The sequence below is a fragment of the Shewanella insulae genome (assembly GCF_009831655.1).
GTDB lineage: Bacteria > Pseudomonadota > Gammaproteobacteria > Enterobacterales > Shewanellaceae > Shewanella > Shewanella insulae.
In genome coordinates this window covers 17,144-36,776 of record NZ_WRPA01000015.1, presented here as the reverse complement: position 1 = coordinate 36,776, position 19,633 = coordinate 17,144, and the positions used below count along the sequence as shown (strand labels likewise).

The 19,633-nt window shown below is 51.5% G+C and carries 13 protein-coding genes and 1 riboswitch; of the genes, 9 read left to right on the top strand and 4 right to left on the bottom strand.

Going from position 1 to position 19,633, the window contains the following annotated elements; translation table 11 throughout:
• The first annotated feature begins 1 nt into the window (after position 1).
• From GNT65_RS15495 to GNT65_RS15485, 3 genes are all read left to right on the top strand, one after another.
• Positions 2-1,222, top strand: a complete 1,221-nt coding sequence (locus GNT65_RS15495; RefSeq protein ID WP_160797820.1) for a phosphoenolpyruvate carboxylase — start codon at positions 2-4, stop codon at positions 1,220-1,222.
• A gap of 46 nt (positions 1,223-1,268) precedes the next feature.
• Positions 1,269-2,192, top strand: coding sequence for a DUF7281 domain-containing protein (locus GNT65_RS15490; RefSeq protein WP_160797818.1), 924 nt, complete (start codon positions 1,269-1,271; stop codon positions 2,190-2,192).
• A gap of 499 nt (positions 2,193-2,691) precedes the next feature.
• Positions 2,692-3,954: a dicarboxylate/amino acid:cation symporter gene (locus GNT65_RS15485; RefSeq protein ID WP_160797816.1), complete on the top strand. Its 1,263-nt coding sequence runs from the start codon at positions 2,692-2,694 to the stop codon at positions 3,952-3,954.
• Between the two features lie 68 nt (positions 3,955-4,022).
• On the opposite strand, the gene GNT65_RS15480 is transcribed toward GNT65_RS15485, so the two are convergent.
• Positions 4,023-5,405 (bottom strand): sigma-54-dependent transcriptional regulator, encoded by a 1,383-nt coding sequence (locus GNT65_RS15480; protein ID WP_160797814.1) that lies wholly within the window; start codon positions 5,403-5,405, stop codon positions 4,023-4,025.
• Positions 5,406-5,414: 9 nt separating this feature from the next.
• A complete protein-coding gene (locus tag GNT65_RS15475) occupies positions 5,415-7,379 on the bottom strand; it encodes an ATP-binding protein (RefSeq protein ID WP_160797812.1) in 1,965 nt (654 codons plus the stop codon).
• 397 nt (positions 7,380-7,776) lie between these two features.
• Between GNT65_RS15475 and GNT65_RS15470 the strand changes: the two genes are divergently transcribed.
• The 3 genes from GNT65_RS15470 to GNT65_RS15460 all read left to right on the top strand — a co-directional run bounded on the left by GNT65_RS15470 (position 7,777) and on the right by GNT65_RS15460 (position 11,785).
• Complete coding sequence (locus tag GNT65_RS15470; protein WP_160797810.1) at positions 7,777-9,573, top strand: flavocytochrome c; 1,797 nt, start codon at positions 7,777-7,779, stop codon at positions 9,571-9,573.
• Positions 9,574-10,346: 773 nt separating this feature from the next.
• A complete protein-coding gene (locus GNT65_RS15465; RefSeq protein ID WP_160797808.1) occupies positions 10,347-10,691 on the top strand; it encodes a hypothetical protein in 345 nt (114 codons plus the stop codon).
• 65 nt (positions 10,692-10,756) lie between these two features.
• Complete coding sequence (locus tag GNT65_RS15460) at positions 10,757-11,785, top strand: DUF2157 domain-containing protein (RefSeq protein WP_160797807.1); 1,029 nt, start codon at positions 10,757-10,759, stop codon at positions 11,783-11,785.
• 83 nt (positions 11,786-11,868) lie between these two features.
• Here the strand turns inward: GNT65_RS15460 and GNT65_RS15455 are convergent, their stop codons facing one another.
• Positions 11,869-12,858 (bottom strand): class 1 fructose-bisphosphatase, encoded by a 990-nt coding sequence (locus GNT65_RS15455; protein WP_160797805.1) that lies wholly within the window; start codon positions 12,856-12,858, stop codon positions 11,869-11,871.
• A 203-nt stretch (positions 12,859-13,061) separates the two neighbouring features.
• On the opposite strand from GNT65_RS15455, the gene GNT65_RS15450 reads away from it, so the two are divergent.
• Entirely contained in the window at positions 13,062-15,314 is a 2,253-nt protein-coding gene (locus GNT65_RS15450; RefSeq protein WP_160797803.1) for a S9 family peptidase, read from the top strand.
• Positions 15,315-16,140: 826 nt separating this feature from the next.
• Here the strand turns inward: GNT65_RS15450 and arcA are convergent.
• The gene (gene arcA / locus GNT65_RS15445) at positions 16,141-16,860 is read right to left on the bottom strand and encodes a two-component system response regulator ArcA (protein ID WP_011864583.1); all 720 of its coding nucleotides are present in this window, start codon (positions 16,858-16,860) and stop codon (positions 16,141-16,143) included.
• Positions 16,861-17,438: 578 nt separating this feature from the next.
• On the opposite strand from arcA, the gene GNT65_RS15440 reads away from it, so the two are divergent.
• A complete protein-coding gene (locus GNT65_RS15440) occupies positions 17,439-17,870 on the top strand; it encodes a DUF3293 domain-containing protein (RefSeq protein WP_160797801.1) in 432 nt (143 codons plus the stop codon).
• Positions 17,871-17,974: 104 nt separating this feature from the next.
• Positions 17,975-18,151, top strand: a riboswitch (Lysine riboswitch).
• A gap of 129 nt (positions 18,152-18,280) precedes the next feature.
• Positions 18,281-19,633 (top strand): lysine-sensitive aspartokinase 3, encoded by a 1,353-nt coding sequence (lysC, locus tag GNT65_RS15435; RefSeq protein ID WP_160797799.1) that lies wholly within the window; start codon positions 18,281-18,283, stop codon positions 19,631-19,633.

Here is a 19,633-nt window from a genome sequence, read left to right as displayed (position 1 = left end):
TATGAGTAGCAACTTACATCAGGCTGGCGTGAAACTGCTTAAGCAGTTGGGACGCCATGCGGATCTCATCATGGACGTCTATTTATCTGGTTCAATAGCGGAAGATGGTGAAAATGACAGCGCTATAGATAAGTTGCGCAAGGCCGACATCCTCTGGCGACCAGAACCTGGACAGGAGTTACGCCTGAAACGTTCGGTGCGCGCCCTGCTGGAAGAGGCGTTGAGCGATGAGCGTAATCGTCAGATCGATGCCAATGTGGGCTCGTCGCTGGCGACTATCAAGACCCTAGCGGATCACTACAAGGAGGCGCGTCATAGCGCCGACTATAGCGCCAGCGAGGCCTATCTTGCGGATCTCAGCGAGCAGGTCTACAGCTTCACCGAGGGGCTGAAATACTCGATTCGTGTGCTCTGGAGTCGCATCAACAACGAGTTCGGTTATGTGGGCACCATCAACGCCAAGATACGTGAGAACGAGCTGGCCCAAAGCCAGGTGTCCGAACTGCTCAACGGCCTGGAGATGTTCCAGTTTAGCGAGCTGGGTGAGATAGCGGGTGATATCCGCGAGCTGCGCAAGCTACTGGTGACCCGCTTGCAGGAGACCCTGAGTGACTGTACCCAGGAGCTTAGCGTGGTGCAGGGCCGTCTGCTGGAGCTGCTGGGACGTTTCCGTCAGATCCAGGGGCGTACCCGTTTGCTTAAGGGCTGGCTGCTCTACACGGATATGCATCCAGATTATGAGGTGGCGGATCATGTGAGTCACAAGCAGCTGCCGACCCTGTTTAACCGCGCCGAGGCGATTCTGGCGCCGGCGGCTGTGGATGTGAGCAATACGGCTCAGGAGGTCGAGCTGCTGGCCATGGTGTCACAGATCAAGAGTATCAGCCGTGCTGGTCGCGATCTTGTGATGCGCGACCATGACGTGGCCTTCGCCCTGGTGGAGGCGGAAGACTTCGATATTCCCGATAATCCGCTCAAGCTGGCGGTGGATGAGTATTTCTGCGCCGTTATAGATTCGGGAATAAATCAATCGGCTTTGGATTATCTAAGGCAAAAGGAGATGGATTGGGATCCTGAAAGCTGGTTATATCAGGTGATTTGCGGCTATGAGGGCTTGCCCGAGGAGCACAGACGCTATTTCGAGCTTGAGCCCATAGGCGAGCGCCATCCTGTTTATAGTGGTAACTTTATCATTCGTGATGTCGAATTGGGACTGGCATAGGAAGGTCAAGGCTGCGTATGTATAGGTTTCAAGTCTAAGGAGGGTTATGACCGCTTTCAGCAAGACGCAATTGAATGTCATCGCCAATGCAGTAATCAAACGATCATCCCGGGTGCCGTTTAATGCCGCTTGGAAAAAGATCTATCGACAATTGGAGATCGGCCAGCTCGATGGCGCAGGTAAATATCTTCATTTTTCATTGGCAGATTTCGACTTGCTGAGGGAGATGGTCAATATTGATGCTGGCGTAGATGTACTCAATCTCGACTTCAATGTTGACCGGATGGCGATATCTAACATTACCTCGAAAGAGAAGTATGCCAACATTCGGCCTGAAGCAAACTACGTATTGGTTAAAGCTCCATTTATGCTCACTGGTGAAGTGTGCCGCGATGAGTTTGGTTTGTTTGACGAGCAGACGGCATTTAGGCTCCATATCGATCGTGTCATTGAGGTTTGTCGAAATAAGCCTGTTTCAGATCTCGTTATCGTTGAAAATCTGGATATCTTTGATGCTGTACACCAAGGGGACTTTAATGTCGAATTGAGTCGGCGACTGGGTAATGCGTTGTTTGTCTATCGCGGAGGCGGTACCCATTCGGCGGCGGGTAGAAAATCCTTGCTCAAACAGATTCAGAACGATGCAGGTTTAGCCGCTAAAATTACCATCAGTGCCTTTGTCGATCTGGATCCGGCTGGATTACAGATTGCCTGTTTATTGGACGGTTGTCAGCAGCTAATTTTACCAGATCTAGCCGTGAGCCAACCCGATAGATTACTCAATATTCCGCAGATAAATGATTCCAGTGATTATTACAAACAGAGTCGTCAGGTATCTCATCTTGAAAGATTAGATCTAGGTGAATGGCAACCTTTGTTTAATTGGATGTGTTTATCTAAGGTGAGTATTAAACAGCAGCATATGTTAACGAAAAATTTGCTGCTAACAGGCTTGTTGAGAAACAAGTAATCAATGGTTTAGCTGGTGAAAGTTATATTGTGTTGGCGAGTTTGCCTGAAATTTTCTATTAGTCTATCTGCTGTGTTTTTGCCTGTGCCTAGTGGATCTCACTAGCCTCTGCCTGTGAGTAATGGTTGACACTAAAAAAATAATTTTCAACAGGATTATATTTTGCTTAAAGTGTGGCTGTTGGCGTGTTTCACTGGCTTGCGTGCTGTCTTTGTGAACTGGTTGTTGGATTTTTGTGCTAACAAGTAAAACTTGCCGATCGGCCTAAATTCACCTATCTAAGTTTTTAACCATAAAAATCATCACCTTGCTCTTTATGCGGCTTGCCGGTTGCCGTTTTGTGTCTGTTAACTTGCCCAGATTGTGATTGAAATTATCACTAGCATGATCCACTATCACTGACCAGTAACGGGAGGGCCACGGCTCTTATCACTATCTCCACGTCAGATGGAGAAGAGAAAAAGCGCACGATAGATGCGCGGCAAAACAAGGCAAGCATATGACTAAATCACTCTCAACGCGCATCTTTATCGGCCTCTTTTCTGGTCTGATTCTAGGTAGCATAGTTCAATATTTCCTGGCCGATGTTGGGTTCTTCTCCGGCACACTGGTCGAGGTCGCTTCCGGCTTAGGTACCATGTTCGTCAACATGATCATGATGATGGTGGTGCCCCTGGTCTTCGTCAGCATCGTTTGCGGCGTGCTGGAACTCGACGATCTCAAGAGCTTCGGTCGCCTCGGCGGCAAGACTTTTGGTTTCTACATCATCAACACCCTGGTGGCCATCTTCGCCGCGCTGACTGTGGCCCTGCTGCTTAAGCCGGGGCTCGGAGTGGATATGACGGGTGGTACAGGCGCCGAGATCACCGCTACCGAATTGCCTAACCTGATGCAGCTTATCGTCAACATAGTGCCGAGCAACCCGGTAGCCGCCTTCACCTCGGGTAACATGCTGCAGGTGATCTTCATGGCGCTGCTGGTCGGTGGTGTCATCAAGTCGATGAACGGCGCGGTGCCGCTACTGCAACAGGGCTTCACCGAAGGCAACAAGCTGATGATGAAACTCATCAGCGTGGTGATGCAGCTGGCGCCCATTGGTGTGTTTGCGCTGATGTTTAAGCTGGGTGCGACCCTTGAGGCGAGTCTCTTCCTTAGTGTGGTCGAATACCTGGTGGTGATCCTCAGCCTGCTACTGTTGTGGATCTTTGTTGTCTACCCATGGGCGGTGAGTCTGCTTACCCCTGTATCGGCCAAGACCTTCCGCGCCAAGACCCAGGAGCAGATCCTCTTCTCCCTGTCGACCGCCAGCTCGAATGCCACCATTCCTGTTACCATGCGTACCCTCACCGAGAAGCTGGGCGTGAAGCGCGCCGTGGCCGGTTTCGGCGTGCCTCTGGGGGCGACCATGAACATGGGCGGCGTCTCTATCTATATCACCGTCGCCATCTTTTTCGTGGCTAACTCCTTCGGCGCTCCTATCGCCATGGAGCAGCTGCCCGCCCTGCTGTTTAGCATCTTCCTGCTGTCTGTCGGCGCCGGCGGCGTGCCGGGCGGCGGCATGGTGATGATTGGCGTGCTGATCCACCAGATGGGCCTGCCGGTCGAGGCCTTCGTGATCGTCGCGGCGCTGGATAGACTGATCGACATGGTGCTGACCTCTTGTAACGTCGTGGGTGACGCCGCAGTGCTCACCATAGTCGACGCCACAGAGAATGCCCATGAAGAGGAGTTAGAAGAAGCGCGTCAGCAGCAGACCGCCTAAGACGTTTAAACGAAAAAGCCTCTCATGATGAGAGGCTTTTTTATGACCTTTTGGCGAGAGAGCGAGTTTTACTGCCCCTTGGTCAGGCGTCGGCTGAGAGCGCTTTGGCTGATCCCCAGCATCTGTGCGGCGGCGGTCTGGTTGTTGGCGGTGCGGCTCATGGCCTCGTCGATCAATGCCTGATTCATCTCCGCCAGGGTGGGCAGCGACTTGGGGAAGATGATGTGATCCCCTGGGGCGGCGTCCAGTGACTTATGTTCCTTTATCGCCTCCATGAAGGGGGAGATGTTGAGGGTGACGCCGTCGCTACGACTAACGGCATCGAACACCATCCCCTTGAGCTCGTTGAGGTTGCCGGGGAAGTCATAATCCAGCAGTTTAGGCGCCAGATCTCTGGGTTGCTGCGGCGCGCTCAGGGACATCTCCTCGGCGGCCTCGGCGATGAAGTGATTGATTAGCATGGCGATGTCTAGGGGACGCTCGGCCAGCCTTGGTAGTCTTATCTTGTGGGCGCGCAGGCGGTAGAGGAGATCGCTGCGAAACTCACCGACCTTGTTGAGGGCGAGCAGATCGTCCTGAGTCGAGACCACAAACTTACACTTGATGGGGAAGCGGCTGTCGCTGCCTTGGGGCGAGTAGGTCTTACTCTCGATAAGTTCCAGCAAGATGCTCTGCGCACTCAGGGGCAGGGCGCCTATCTCGCTCAGGTAGAGTATGCCGCTGCCTGCCTGATGCAGCAGGCCGGTGACCGCATCGACCTCGCCATTTGGCTTATGGCTCAGTCGGCCGCACAGCTTGAGCTCGAAGGTGTCGCTGTTGATGCCCGCCAGGTTGAGGCTGACAAAGGGCTGCTCTGGACTGAACAGCTGGTGACAGGAGCGGGCAAACTCGCTCTTGCCGGTACCGCTCTCGCCGTGGATCAACAAGGGCTCAGGGCTGAAGGCGACGGCTTCCAGATAGCGAAACTGATCCAGCAGCGCTGGCTCGCAGGTGAGTATGTTGTTAAAGGCCTTGGGGTTATCTAAGGTGCGGCTGAGAAAGCGCTCCTTGATGTGCAGGTAGTTGCGCTCGAGGCCCACCACCTCCAGCGCGCGGCGCACAGTATGGGCCAGATCGCTGACGTTGTCCGTCTTGATGAAGTAGTCGTAGGCGCCATGCTTGATGCAGCGCACTGCAGTATCGACTTCGTTGACGCCCGTGACTATGATCACCCGGGTGTTGGGGTATTCGGCGCGGATCATCCCCAGCAGCTCTTCGCCGGAGTGGAAGGGCATGGTGAGATCAAGCAGCACCAGGGCGTAGTCGCCCACCTGCAGGCGGTTGAGTACCTGGCGGCTATCGACGCAGGTGTCTATCTCTGCCTCAGGGACCAGGCGGTTGAGTGTTACCGCCAGGGTACGTAGCCAGGAGGCTTCGTCGTCGACCAAAAGGATATTGCGTGCAAGTTTCATCTGTTGTTGCTACTCCTGAACCAAGGCAAAACTAAGTTGGATACGGGTGCCCTTACCGGGCGCCGAGTGTATCTGCATCTGACCCTGATGCTCTTTGATGATACGACTACAGACCGACAGGCCCAGGCCACTGCCACCCTCGGTGCGTCGTGTGGTGAAGAAGGGCTCAGTGATACGCTTAAGGGTTGTGCTGTCCATGCCGCAGCCGTTGTCGTTGACATTGATCTGGGCACGTCCCTGACTTACCTCTGTGCTGATCTGAATGCTGCCTTCATGGGGCCGGCAGGCATGACAGGCATTTTGGATCAGATTGATCAACACCTGATGTAACTGCTGAGCATCACCCAGAATCCTGGGGCTGGGGAGGTGCAGCAGCTTGGTTACCTGACGGGTCTTGGTCTGGTTGGCGGTCAGACGTAGCGCCACCTCGACCACCTCGTTGAGGCAGACCTGGGTATGATCTTGAGTGAGGTTGGGCAGGGCGTAGCGCTTGAGATCGTTGACGATGCGACTGATGCGCTTGGCGGCCTCCTCTATGGTGTCGCAGCTCACTTCCATCTCGTCCATGGCCTGACTAGGTGGGAGTCCGGCGATCTGCCAGAAGGGATTCTGCTGCTGATAATAGTTAGCCGCCGGGTTTAAGTCTTTCATGGCTGCCGAGAACAGCGAGATGGCATGCAGGATCAGCCCGGTCGGGTTGTTGATCTCGTGGGCGATACCGGCAGACAACTCCCCTAAGGAGGCCAGTCGGCTGGCCTCTTCGTTAGCCTGACGTAGCTTATGTTGTTCGGTAGACTCTTCCAAAAGGATCACCACCTGATCATTGGCGATCGGGTGGATCTGCAGCTGCCAATATTGTTCCTGATACAGCATGTCGGCGATCAAGGATTTTTGTTGGGTCAGCACCTGTAGCACGGCGGGCCTGAGATCGAAGCTTTGATCGTCTATGTAGTGGAATGCCTCAGAGATCAGCAGGTGCACATTGTTGTCGTTACTCCACAGGCGTTGTAGCTCGCGGTTGACTATGGTGACGCCGTGGGGGATGCCGTCCAGCACAGACTGAAACTGCTTGGAGATGTTGGAGATCTCCGCCTCGACCCGGCGACGCTGGATAAGCTCGGCGTCCAGGGCTTTCTTTCGTCTTCGTAGGCTGGCGCTGATAAAACCCGTGTAGATCATGCCGCTCGCCGAGACGATGGCCACCAGAATCGCCAGGGAGAACATGCGCTTCTCTGTGGAGGTCAGGTCAACCTTCTCGCGGCCCGTACCAAACCACTTGTTGACCAGGCGGTCATACTCGCCCGACAGTTTGAGCTGACGCAGGGCGTCGTTGATCTCATGCATCAGTGCGGCCTTCTTGCCGTTGCAGACGAAGTTGAAGGCACCATAGATGAGGGCGTCACTGGAGCTACGCACCGAAGGGTAAAGGGGCAACAGGCGGCGAGCCACGAAGCTCTCGGCTATCACCACGTCTACCTCGTTTGCGATCAGCTGTTTAAAGCCTGTCTCGTATAGATCGACATCCACACGATTAAATTTTTGCGGGTAGCCCGATAGATAGACGTCGACGAAGGCGCCCTTCTTGATGGCGACTCGCTTGCCCTCCAGATCTGTCCAGCTGTTGATCAGCGCCTTGCCTTGTAGGGTGTAGGCCTTGGCGTGGGTGGCATAGATGGGATCGGACTGGCTGAGTTTGCGATCCAGATTCACCGGGCTGACCACAGCGATCACGTCTATGTCGCTGCGCGGATTGTGCACATCCTTTACCAGCTGCTGAAAGCTCTTGCGACGTATGATGATCCGCTTGTCGATCAGCTGGCCGATGCGATACATCAGCTCTATGTTGAAGCCTTGATCCACGCCGTTGTTGCGCCACTCCAGCGGCGCGGTTTTCGAGTGGACGCCAAAGACGATGCTCTCCTGAGTCAGGGCAGGAAAGCTGAAAAATAATAGACAGAGAAGTAAGCGTTTCATGCTGAAATACTACATTTTTCAGGGGCAATAAACTGTGCTGTATTACGCGAATTAGCAATTTCTTATCTAACTCACTGCAGATGGGAAAGGCTTGTGATCGGGATCGCGCGGAGTTATGCGTTTTTGCATATACCTCTTTGTGATTATGCATACTTGCATAGAGGATCTTGGGGGCTGTGATTGAGGTGTCATTTCTGATGCCTAATGCGGTGCTCAGATTGCTGATTTGTCTCCCTTGGTTAATCATTTATTTGAGCGATAGTGAAGGCCCGAGGTACTCATCAATACCTGTTAAGGCTTTCTTCTAAAGTTAAGTGTGAACCACTTTAATCTAAATATAATGTAAGTGCTTCTAAATTAAGCGGGTTTACCTGCAAGTTTAGAAGGGGGAGCAAAGATGAAAAAGATGAAACTTGCGGTATGTCTAGCCACCTTGATGGGCACAGCCGGATTCATGGGCAACGCCATGGCAGCCGACAACCTGGCTGACTTCCACGCCGAAAATCAAGAGTGTGATAGCTGTCACCAACCCGATGGTGAGCTGTCAAACGACAGCCTGACCTATGAAAATGCTCAGTGTGTTTCGTGTCACGGTACCTTAGCGGAAGTGGCCGAGGAGACTAAGCATGAGCACTACAACGCCCACGATTCTCACTTCCCAGGTGATGTGTCTTGTACCTCTTGCCACAGCGCCCATGAAAAATCTATGGTCTACTGTGACTCTTGCCATAGCTTCGATTTCAACATGCCTTATGCGAAGAAGTGGGAACGTCACGAGCCAACTATCGCCGAACTGGCGAAAGACAAGGCAGAACGTCAAGCGGCTCTTGCTAGCGCACCTCGCGATACCGTTGACGTAGTGGTTGTGGGGTCGGGCGGCGCAGGTTTCTCTGCCGCAGTCTCTGCACACGATAATGGCGCTAAAGTCATTCTGATCGAGAAAGAGCCGGTCATCGGTGGTAACGCCAAGTTGGCGGCCGGTGGTATGAACGCCGCTTGGACAGATCAGCAAAAAGCGAAGAACATCAAAGACAGCCCTGAGCTGATGTACAAAGACACCATGAAAGGTGGTCGTAACATCAACGATCCAGCGCTGGTTGAGATTCTCTCTTCCCACTCTAAAGGCTCTGTCGACTGGATGACGGCCATGGGCGCCGACTTGAACGACGTGGGTCGCATGGGTGGAGCATCGGTTAACCGTTCACACCGTCCGACGGGTGGCGCAGGTGTTGGCGCGCACGTGGTACAGGTACTGTACGATAACGCGGTCAAGCGCAACATCGATATCCGCATGAATACTCGTGGTGTCGAAGTACTTAAAGACGACAGCGGCAAGGTTAAGGGTATCCTGGTTAAGGGTATGTACAAGGGATACTACTGGGTGAAAACGGATGCCGTAATTCTGGCAACCGGTGGTTTCGCTAAGAACAATGATCGCGTAGCTAAGCTAGATCCTAAACTAAAAGGCTTTATCTCGACTAACCAACCTGGTGCCGTCGGTGACGGTCTAGATGTTGCGGCAAATGCTGGCGCGGCGATGAAAGATGTTGAATACATCCAGGCGCACCCGACACTGTCTGTAAAGGGTGGTGTGATGGTTACTGAAGCGGTTCGTGGTAACGGTGCTATCTTGGTTAACCGTGAAGGTAAGCGCTTCGTCAACGAGATCACCACTCGTGATAAAGCCTCGGCGGCCATCTTGGCGCAAACCGGTAAGTCAGCCTTCCTTATCTTCGATGATTCAGTACGTAAGTCACTGAAGAAGATTGATAAGTATATCGGTCTGGGTGTTGCCCCGACAGCCGATAGCTTAGTTAAGCTTGGTGAAATGAAAGGTGTTGGTATTGACGGTAAGGCCTTGACCGAGACGGTAGCTCGCTACAACAGCTTCGTCACTAGCGGTAAAGATGCTGATTTCGAGCGTCCTAACCTGCCACGTGCACTAAACGAAGGTAACTACTATGCCATCGAAGTAACGCCGGGCGTTCACCACACCATGGGTGGCGTGATGATCGATACTAAGGCCGAGGTAATGAATGCCAAGAAACAGGTTATTCCAGGCCTATATGGTGCGGGTGAAGTGACAGGTGGTGTTCACGGTGCAAACCGTCTTGGTGGTAACGCTATCTCTGACATCATCACCTTCGGTCGCCTAGCGGGTGAAGAAGCAGCGAAATACTCTAAGAAGAACTAAATCTTCTTAATTAACCTAACTCATAGGTTACTAACATAGTTTAGCAACATCCCAAAGGTGGCTAGGAAGCCACCGCTAAAAAGCCACGGCAGCCGCCGTGGCTTTTTTGTATAGGGATATACTTATCCCCGGGGGCCAGGGAAGGCCAAAGAGGGGATTTGTGTCTGGAACACTTATGCCAAAACCCAGGGATGGTAAGTTTTGGTGTTTTTCTAACGATTACTTTTTAAATTGTTTGAGAGATTAAGAACTGTTAACTTTTTGCTACTGCTGAATAAAGTTTAGCCCGGTGCTAACGTTATGAATTGTATATACCTTTATGAGTCGGTAATTTTGACTAAACGCGTTATTTGAATCGTTAGCCTATATAGACTCTGTAATAGTGGCGAGATTAGTAGACTTCTAGTATGGGTGATAATCTGTTTAATCGTTTAAAAATGGAGTTTTAAAAACAATGAACATAAACGCAACTCTCTGGGGGCAAGTGTATTTGGTTCTTGCTCTTATCGTTATTTATCTGACAATTAGATATGCAAAAGGTATTTCTAACAATCTTTCTTTGGTTGTTTTTTATACGTGCATCCTAAATGTTTTTATGCCGCCGGTTGGCTGGATATATTGTTTCTACTGGTTTAGGCGCAGCGCTTTAGGAAAAATCAGCTAATAAAGAGTCTAGGCTGCGAAAGAGGTGAGTGCTGTCTTTCGATAGCTTTTATGCATTGACTGTATCTATTTAGGTATTGAGAAACGATAAGGAATGGAGACCTTAAATTATGCAAAGCGTTGTTGAAGTACTAGAGAGTGAAGGGTTTAACGTTCTGCAGAAGGATAGCAAAGTCATAGTGAAGCTAGATGGTCTCGCTAATCCTGTCACGGTTACCAAGGATATTGCGAAGGACGAGTATAAGCTTGGCAGCAACGATTGGGGTATGTCGTTATCCGCTTTTTTGGTTCTGGTGCTCGGGCTTTATGGATATCAACACCAGAGTGGCAGCTTAATTAATGCCGTTTTTATTGCCGGAGCCTTGTGGCTGTTTGTCGTCGTGCTGCTTACCGAGCTTAAAATGACAAAATTGCGCGCTATTGTGGATAGGCTCAATCGAGAAAGCCGCTGCTAACAAGTGACTATCGCAATACCACTGTTGTCACTATGCTAGTTACAAATTAATGACAGGGAGCAAACATGGATGTCAGTAAGAAACAGTTAGATGCTGCGGCGCGGGAAAATATTATTTCAGCTCAGCAAGCAGAAGCCCTCTATCAGTTCTTAGCCGCTCAGCCTGGTGCTAACCCCAAATTTACTTTTACCCATGTGCTCTATTACTTGGGTGGGCTTATCGCCATCGGCGCAATGACGCTTTTCATGAACTTAGGGTGGGAGTCCTTCGGCGGTGCAGGCATTTTGTTTATCTCGATGCTCTATGCGGCTGTCGGTTTGACCCTGACCAACAGGTTTTCGGCAAGAGGCCTCATCATTCCCGCTGGCATTTGTGCCACCTTTGTCGTCTGTCTCACCCCGCTAGCGATTTATGGCCTGCAACAATGGTTAGGTGTATGGCCAGACGAGAGTGCCTACAGGGATTATCACAGAGTCATAAAATGGCATTGGTTATACATGGAACTGGGGACACTCGTCGTAGGTGTCATCACCGCGTGGCGATATAAATATCCCTTTTTAATCATGCCTATTGCGGTCACGCTCTGGTATATGACGATGGACATGACGGTAGTGATCTCGGGTGATGATATAACATGGGAGCTTAGAGCCTTAGTCTCAATGTATTTAGGCCTGTTAATGATAGGGCTCGCCTTTTGGGTCGATATTAGGTCTCACCATAAGGCTGACTATGGCTTTTGGATCTACATTTTTGGGGTTATCGCCTTTTGGTGTGGCTTAACTTTCCAGCACTCTGACAGTGAACTATCAAAGTTCATCTATTTCTGCATTAACCTGTTGATGATTGGGGTTGGCGCGCTATTAGTTCGAAGAGTGTTCGTGGTATTTGGTGCCCTTGGCAGTTGCGGCTATCTGAGTTACTTGGCTTACGACGTCTTTAAGGATAACTGGCTGTTCCCGATTACATTATCGTTAATTGGTCTCGGGGTGGTTTATCTCGGTGTGCTTTGGCAGAAACATGAAAAAGCCATTACCGAAAAATCGAGAGCATTACTGCCGGCGCCACTTAGGGAACTGCTGGAGTCAAAGTCGTGAATTGGCTTTTAACATGCGTGCTATGAAGCAATAAAAAAGTCGCCAACTGGCGACTTTTTTACTTTTTAAAGAAGCAGACTAGCTTACAGGCTTGGCTCTTCGCTGTAATCCTGACCATGGTATTCCAGGCAGGCATCGACTTCGTTGGCCGAGCCTAAGATCACAGCTACACGCTGGTGGATCTCGCTTGGCTGAATGTCCATGATAGTTTCATAGCCGGTAGAGGCCTTGCCGCCCGCCTGCTCGACCAGGAAAGACATAGGGTTAGCCTCGTACATCAGGCGTAGCTTGTATGGCTTCTCAGGGTTCTTGTTGTCGGTCGGGTAGGTGAACAGGCCGCCGCGTGACAATACGCGGTGCACGTCGCCTACCATGGCGGCGATCCAGCGCATGTTGAACGACTTCTCGCGCGGTCCTATCTTGCCAAGCAGCAGATCGGCGATATAGGTCTGCATCGGTGCTTCCCAGAAACGCTGGTTAGACATATTGATGGCAAATTCGGCTGTGTCCTTGCTGATGGACATGGCTTCGTTGGTCAGCAGGTACTCGTTGGTCTCTGGATTGAGAGTAAACAGCTGTACCCCTTGGCCAGTGGTGAGGGCCAGCATGGTCGAGGGGCCATATAGCACGTAACCTGCGGCGACCTGTTGACGACCCGGCTGCAGGAAGCTCTGCTCGCTGAGTTCACCCTGAGGGGCCGGCAGTACCGAGAAGATAGTGCCGACCAGTGAGTTGATGTCGATGTTTGATGAGCCGTCCAGTGGGTCGAAACAGACCAGGAAGTCGCCACTCTGACCCACCTCGACGATATGATCTTCCTCTTCTGAGGCCAGGCCTCGTACCGTGCTGTCGGCCGTGAGCGCCTCTTTAAGCATGTCATTGGTGATCACGTCGAGCTTCTTCTGGGTTTCGCCCTGAACGTTTTCCTGTTCGGTGGCGCCCAGTACGCCGGCGAGGGCGCCGTGACGCACAGCGTGACTGATGGCTTTAGAGGTATCGGCCAGCGTGGTTAACAGCTGTGCCAGCGGGGCTTGAATTCCTTGAGAACTAAGGTGTTGTGCCAGAGTTTGCATGTTATTTCCTATGACAAATGGGAGCTAGGCTCGCACTGGAGGTCAGATCTTGTTTATCTTGTTATGCGGGCGATTCTACCCCAGATGAATCATTTTTTCAGCGGCAATTTAGCCCGCTGGGATCGCGGTTTTCGTTTTGTGTCACTTTAGGGCACAATGCTAGCCTGCAATTTGACCTAACTGTTTTCTATCCGGACATAATAATGACTAAAAAATGGATAAGTTCAGCCTTGATGGCGGTGCCTATGTTTCTATCTCACGCGGTAAGTGCGTCACAACCCCAACTTGTACAGCCAGTTGGCGGCAACGAGCCCCTCACCATAGAGAGGCTCTATGCCTCTCCCGCACTAGCGGGGAGTAGCCCCAGGGGGTTAAAGCTGTCGCCCGACGGTAAGCGTGTGACCTATCTGGCTGGTCGAGCGGAAGATCAACACTTCTACGATCTTTGGCAGATGGAGGTGGCGACCGGTAAACAGAGCCTGTTGTTGGACGCCGATAAGTTAAAGAGCGGCGAGCTGTCCGATGAGGAGAAGGCGCGGCGCGAGCGTCAACGCATCTATGGTCAGGGGATCATGGAATATTTTTGGGCGGATGACAGTCAGGCGCTGTTGATCCCGGCATCGGGCGCCCTCTATTACTACTCACTGAGCGATAACAAGGTGACGCCACTGCCTGTGGGGGAGGGCTTTACCACAGACGCCAAGCTGTCGCCTAAAGGCCATTATGTCTCTTTCGTGCGGGATCAGAACCTCTATGTCTTCGATCTGCGCAGCCAGAAGCTGACTGCCATGACCACAGACGGTGGCGGCGCCATTAAGAACGGCATGGCCGAGTTTGTCGCCCAGGAGGAGATGGACAGGATGACGGGCTATTGGTGGGCGCCGGATGAGTCGGCCATCGCCTTTACCAGTATCGACGAGTCGGGTGTCGAGCAGGTGACTCGTAACGAGATCTATGCCGATGGCATCAAGCTGACCGAGCAGCGCTATCCTTATGCGGGCAAGAACAACGTAGCCATCGCCCTGGGGGTCGTGACCCTGGCCGATAAACAGGTGCGCTGGGTCGACCTGGGGGAAGAGAAGGATATCTATCTGCCTAGGGTGAAATGGTTGCCCGATAGCCTGCAGTTGTCGTTTCAATGGCAGAGCCGGGATCAGAAAACCTTAGATCTGCGTATTGTCGATCTACGCAGTCAAGATGGGCCCATGACCATGATCCGCGAGGAGAGTGATGCCTGGGTGAACCTGAATAAGGATCTGCATTTCCTCAAGAAGTCGCCGCAGATGTTGTGGGCATCGGAGCGTGACGGGTTTAATCATCTCTATTTGTTTGACCAGCAAGGACGACAGCTCAAGCAGCTGACCAGAGGTGACTGGGCGGTGGACGAGCTGGTGCATGTGGATGAGCAGGCGGGCTGGGTCTACTTTACCGGCCGCAAGGCAAGTGTGGTCGAGCAGCACCTGTTCCGCGTACCACTTAAGGGTGGCACGATAGAGCAGTTGAGCAAGCGTAGCGGCATGCACGAGCCGGTATTTGCTGATAATCAGGCGATCTACCTGGACTACTTCAACAGCCTGGCGCAGCCGCCGCAGATAAGCCTTCATGACGAGCAGGGCAAACGCCTGGCCTGGGTCGAGCAGAACAAGGTAGATAAGGAGCATCCTCTCTATCCCTATTTCGGTCAGTGGCAGCTCCCTGAGTTCGGACAGATAAAGGCGGAAGATGGTCAGGCGCTGCAATATCGCCTGTTTAAGCCGACGCAGTTTGACGCCACTAAGCAATACCCTGTGGTGGTACGCGTCTACGGCGGTCCCCATGCCCAGCTGGTGGTTAACAGCTGGAGCGAGCACGACTACTTTACCCAGTATCTGCTGCAACAGGGCTTTATCGTATTCCAGCTGGATAACCGCGGCTCGGCCCATCGTGGCACCAAGTTTGAGCAGGTGATCTATAAGCATCTGGGTGAGGCCGAGGTGAACGATCAGAAGGCGGGGGTCGATTACCTGCGTAGCCTGAGCTATGTCGATGGCAAGAATATCGCTATCTATGGTCATAGCTATGGTGGCTATATGGCGCTGATGAGCCTGTTTAAGGCACCGGATTACTTCAAGGCGGCTATCTCGGGCGCACCTGTGACCGACTGGTCTTTGTATGACACCCACTACACCGAGCGTTATCTGTCACACCCTGCAACCAATGCGGAAGGCTATGAGGCCTCTAGTGTACTGCCGTATGTGAAGGGTTATCAGTCTGGCCTGCTCATGTACCACGGCATGGCCGATGACAACGTGTTGTTTGAGAACAGCACCCGCGTCTATAAGGCGCTGCAGGACGAGGGCAAGCTGTTCCAGATGATAGATTATCCCGGTTCTAAGCATTCGATGCGCGGCGAGAAGGTGCGTACTCACCTCTATCGCTCACTGGCCGACTTCCTCGACAAGCAGCTGAAGCACTAAGCTATCGGCGCTAAGCCTTAGTAAAAAAAGCCCTGTTGCTTATTGAAAGCAGCAGGGCTTTTTGTTGGGGGCGCGTGTTGAAGTTAGATGGTTCTGTTTTGGATTAATTCTATTAAAGTACGAATAAACCTAACTAATCTTAGTTAGCCTAGTTTTAGAACCTTTTTGCATCTATCAAAAGAAGCGAAATCGAAGAGATAGAAGATACCAGTGTAAACACGATTTTGGCCCTTGACGACAGGACGTCGTCGTGGAGCCTCCAAGGATGGAAGTACGGCGTGCCAAAATTGTGTTTGCACATCCCTCGCCGGGCAGGCGATTCAAAGCAATGCAGTGTGATGATGTTAATTAGGTTAGTGTGATTAAGTCTGTAGGTGCAAATACCAAGTCTATCATCCATGGGCTACGGGGATAACTCTCCATAAACAGAGAAAATCCATGTACAAATCCCCTCTATGGCCTTCTGACCTCCAGGTCTAAATCCTTCCCTAGGATTTTAGACATTCCCCACTTCCCTGTGGGTCAGGGAGGAAATGCCTTGAAATGTCTGGAACATTTCAGGCCCAGGCTACCGGGGATAACTCTCCATAAACAGAGAAAATCCATGTACAAATACCAAAGCTATCCATCCTTGGGCTTTGGCATAAGTGTTCCAGACACAAATCCCCTCTATGGCCTTCTGACCTCCATGGAAGGAGGAAATGCCTTGAAATGTCTGGAACATTTCAGGCCCTGGCCACCGGGGATAAGTACAGTCCATGTACAAAAAAGCCAGTCGTTAGACTGGCTTTTTAATCGAATCACATTTGCGCTAGCTGGATGTGATTTATGCTTCTTCTAAGTTACCGCAGAAACGATAGCCTTCGCCGTGGATGGTAGCGATGATCTCTGGCGTATCTGGCAAGCTTTCGAAGTGCTTACGGATGCGACGAATGGTCACGTCCACGGTACGGTCGTGTGGCTTAAGCTCACGGCCTGTCATCTTCATTAGCAGGTCGGCACGGGTCAGGATCTTGCCTGGATTCTCAACGAAGTGCAGCATGGCGCGGAACTCACTGCGAGGCAGCTTGTACGACTCGCCCTGTGGGCTCACCAGTGAACGGCTGTTGATCTCTAGGCTCCAACCGTTGAAGCGGTAGAATTCTACGGCACTCTTCTCTTCGGTTTCGCCACCAGTGCTGTTGACGCGAGTCAGCAGGTTACGTGCACGGATAGTCAGTTCGCGCGGGTTAAATGGCTTGGTGATATAGTCATCGGCACCAATTTCCAGACCCAAGATCTTGTCAACTTCGTTGTCACGGCCGGTAAGGAAGATAAGGCCGATGTTATTGATTTCACGAAGTTCACGCGCAAGCAGCAGACCATTCTTACCTGGTAGGTTGATATCCATTACCACAAGATTGATCTTGTTTTCCTGCATGGCTTTATGCATCTCTGCGCCATCATTGGCTTCAGTTACCACATATCCTTCAGCCTCGAAAATACTTCTTAGCGTGTTCCGGGTAACGGCTTCATCTTCAACGATCAGAATGTGCGGGTTTTGCATTTTTATTTACCTAATATTTGTTTAAAACTGTTCTAACCATGAGCGCTAGTTGGTGCTGCTGCGCCCTATCTGTCTTCGCGACAATTACTGAACTCACGTAGTGCTTTTATCAAACCCCATTCGGTACAGCAACACACTTCATGATTAGTAAAGTATACGTATCTCTTTCAAAAAACACGCGAACTGTTATTCACTTCGATTAACAATAGTTGGGAATAGTTCCGTTAACTATCTAATATTTTCAAGTTTAAATGCTAAATCAGCCTAAGCTCACATTTTATACAGGAAATTGACTAACTTTTGCTGACCTTATCGCCGACAAGATGTAACAAAAAGTATTTCATCGTGAGATGAGTGGAAGTGAATCAACGAACTTATTGTACTCGTTTTAGTCATTTGTTAACAAATGAAATGTTAACAAAATTCCTTTGAGATTTGATGTAAGTCACATTTGAATCTGTAACGTTATGATTTTAATGGTATTAATAAATTTTAATAAAGTGACCTGTCTCACACCTCTAGGAAGCCTGGCAAATTTTGCTATAATCGGCTGAATCTAATTTAGGAATATTTTAGTGATGAGCACAGCAAGCGAACACTTTTGGCAATGCTATCAGCAAACGCAGTTCTTACTTACTCAACCTTTCTCCCCTTCGTTATCATTTGCAATTATTACCGCTCACAATCCTAAAGGCCAACACCTCTCTCCCTCGCAAAACCGTCTCCTCGACAAACAGCTTCAACGTCACATTCAACGACTGCAGTATCCCTATCGGGCCCTGATTGGTGCCTCTGCCGACCGGGCGCATATGGAGAAGAGTTGGGCCATCTCTATCGATAAGGTGACAGCGGTGGAGCTGGGCAAGGTGTTCAACCAAAATGCCATCTATTTCGTCGAAGAGGATGAGCTGCAACTGGTGCCTTGTCTGGTGGAGTATGACGAGCTCACCCTGGGTCAGTTTTCCGCTAGGGTCTGTATGGTCAACGAGTTACCCGACATCAGTCGTTAGGCCGGAGTCCGATGTTGAAAGGCTTTCAGCAAGGCCAGCTAAAATATCGTTGACTTTTTATTCTGTTGTTTGATAGTTTTCTTGCATCCTGACCTTAAGGTTAGTGATACAGAAGAGGAGCGTTAACTAGGTAGTAAGCCCGAGGAGTCCAAACTCCCTTGACGGCTTATGAGGGAGATTAACGCCGAGGTAAAGAGATGTTTGGTTTCATCTGTTTACCGGTCGACTGGGCTGAATCCCATCGATTGTCACCTGTTTTTTGGTGGAGAGCTTCTGGTGGCAATCGCTGTTTCCCGTCTTGGGGTGCGTCATCTTTGCACCAGGCTCTTCGAACGAAGTCAGTTCGGAGCGTATTCAATGTTATCTATTTCTTTTGTGTCATCGTCAGCTATTTGGGTTGAGGTGCGCTAATGTCTATTGTTGTTGCTAAGTTTGGCGGTACCTCGGTTGCCGATTATGAGGCGATGAACCGCTGCGCCGATATCGTATTGACCAATGCCGACACCCGTGTGGTGGTGGTAAGCGCCTCGAGTGGTGTCACTAACCTCTTGGTGGAATTAACCCAGGAATGTGTGGACGAAGATCGTCGTCAGCAGCTCCTTAAGTCAATCGCCTCGATTCAATATAAGATCCTCGACGAGTTGGGTCAGCCCCATGATGTGGCCGCTCGTCTCGATGCCATATTAAGTAAGATTGCCTGCCTGAGCGAGTCGCTCTCCCAAAACCGTAGTAAGGCGACCATAGACGAGCTACTTGCCCAGGGTGAGCAGTGTTCATCTGTCTTGTTTGCTGCGGTGCTGAGGGAGAAGGGCGAGCGGGCGAGCGCCTTCGATGTTCGTCAGGTGATGCGCACCGACAGTCATTTCGGCCGCGCCGAGCCGCAGATCGAGGCGGTAAAGCAGCTCTGCGCAGAGCATCTACTGCCATTGCTTAGTGAGCAGTGCATAGTGACTCAAGGCTTTATCGGCGCCGATGAGCAGGGCGCCACCACAACGTTAGGCCGTGGCGGCAGTGACTATTCTGCGGCCCTGCTTGCCGAGGCGCTTGATGCGTCTGCGGTAGAGATCTGGACGGATGTGCCGGGGATCTTCACCACAGATCCGCGCCTCGCGCCAAATGCGCGTCCCATCCAGGAGATCAGTTTTAACGAGGCCGCCGAGATGGCAACCTTCGGCGCCAAGGTGCTGCACCCGGCAACTATTTTGCCTGCGGTCAGACACAAGATTCAGGTGTTTGTCGGTTCCAGCAAGGCCCCCGAGTTGGGCGGAACCTGGATCCGTCATCAGGTGAGTGACGAGCCTATCTATCGCGCCGTGGCGGTGCGACGTGACCAGACACTACTGAATCTACATAGCCTGCAGATGCTGCATGCCCAAGGCTTTCTGGCCGAGACCTTTGCCACCCTGGCGAGGCATAAGATCAGTGTAGATTTGATCACTACCTCAGAGGTGAACGTCTCCTTGACGCTAGACAAGACGGGCTCAGACTCGGCCGGTAATAGCCTGTTGAGTGAGGCCTTGCTACAGGAGCTGTCACAGCACTGCCGCGTAAGGGTTGAAGAGGGCCTGGCGCTGGTGGCGATCGTAGGCAACAAGATTGCCACCACTGCAGGTGTGTGTCGCCGCGTGTTCAAGGTATTAGAGCCCCACAATGTGCGCATGATCTGCCAGGGCGCCAGCCCACACAATTTGTGTGTCCTGGTGGCCGAGTCCGAGGCGGCTCAGGTGGTGAGTGCCCTGCATCAGAACTTATTCGAAGGTTAG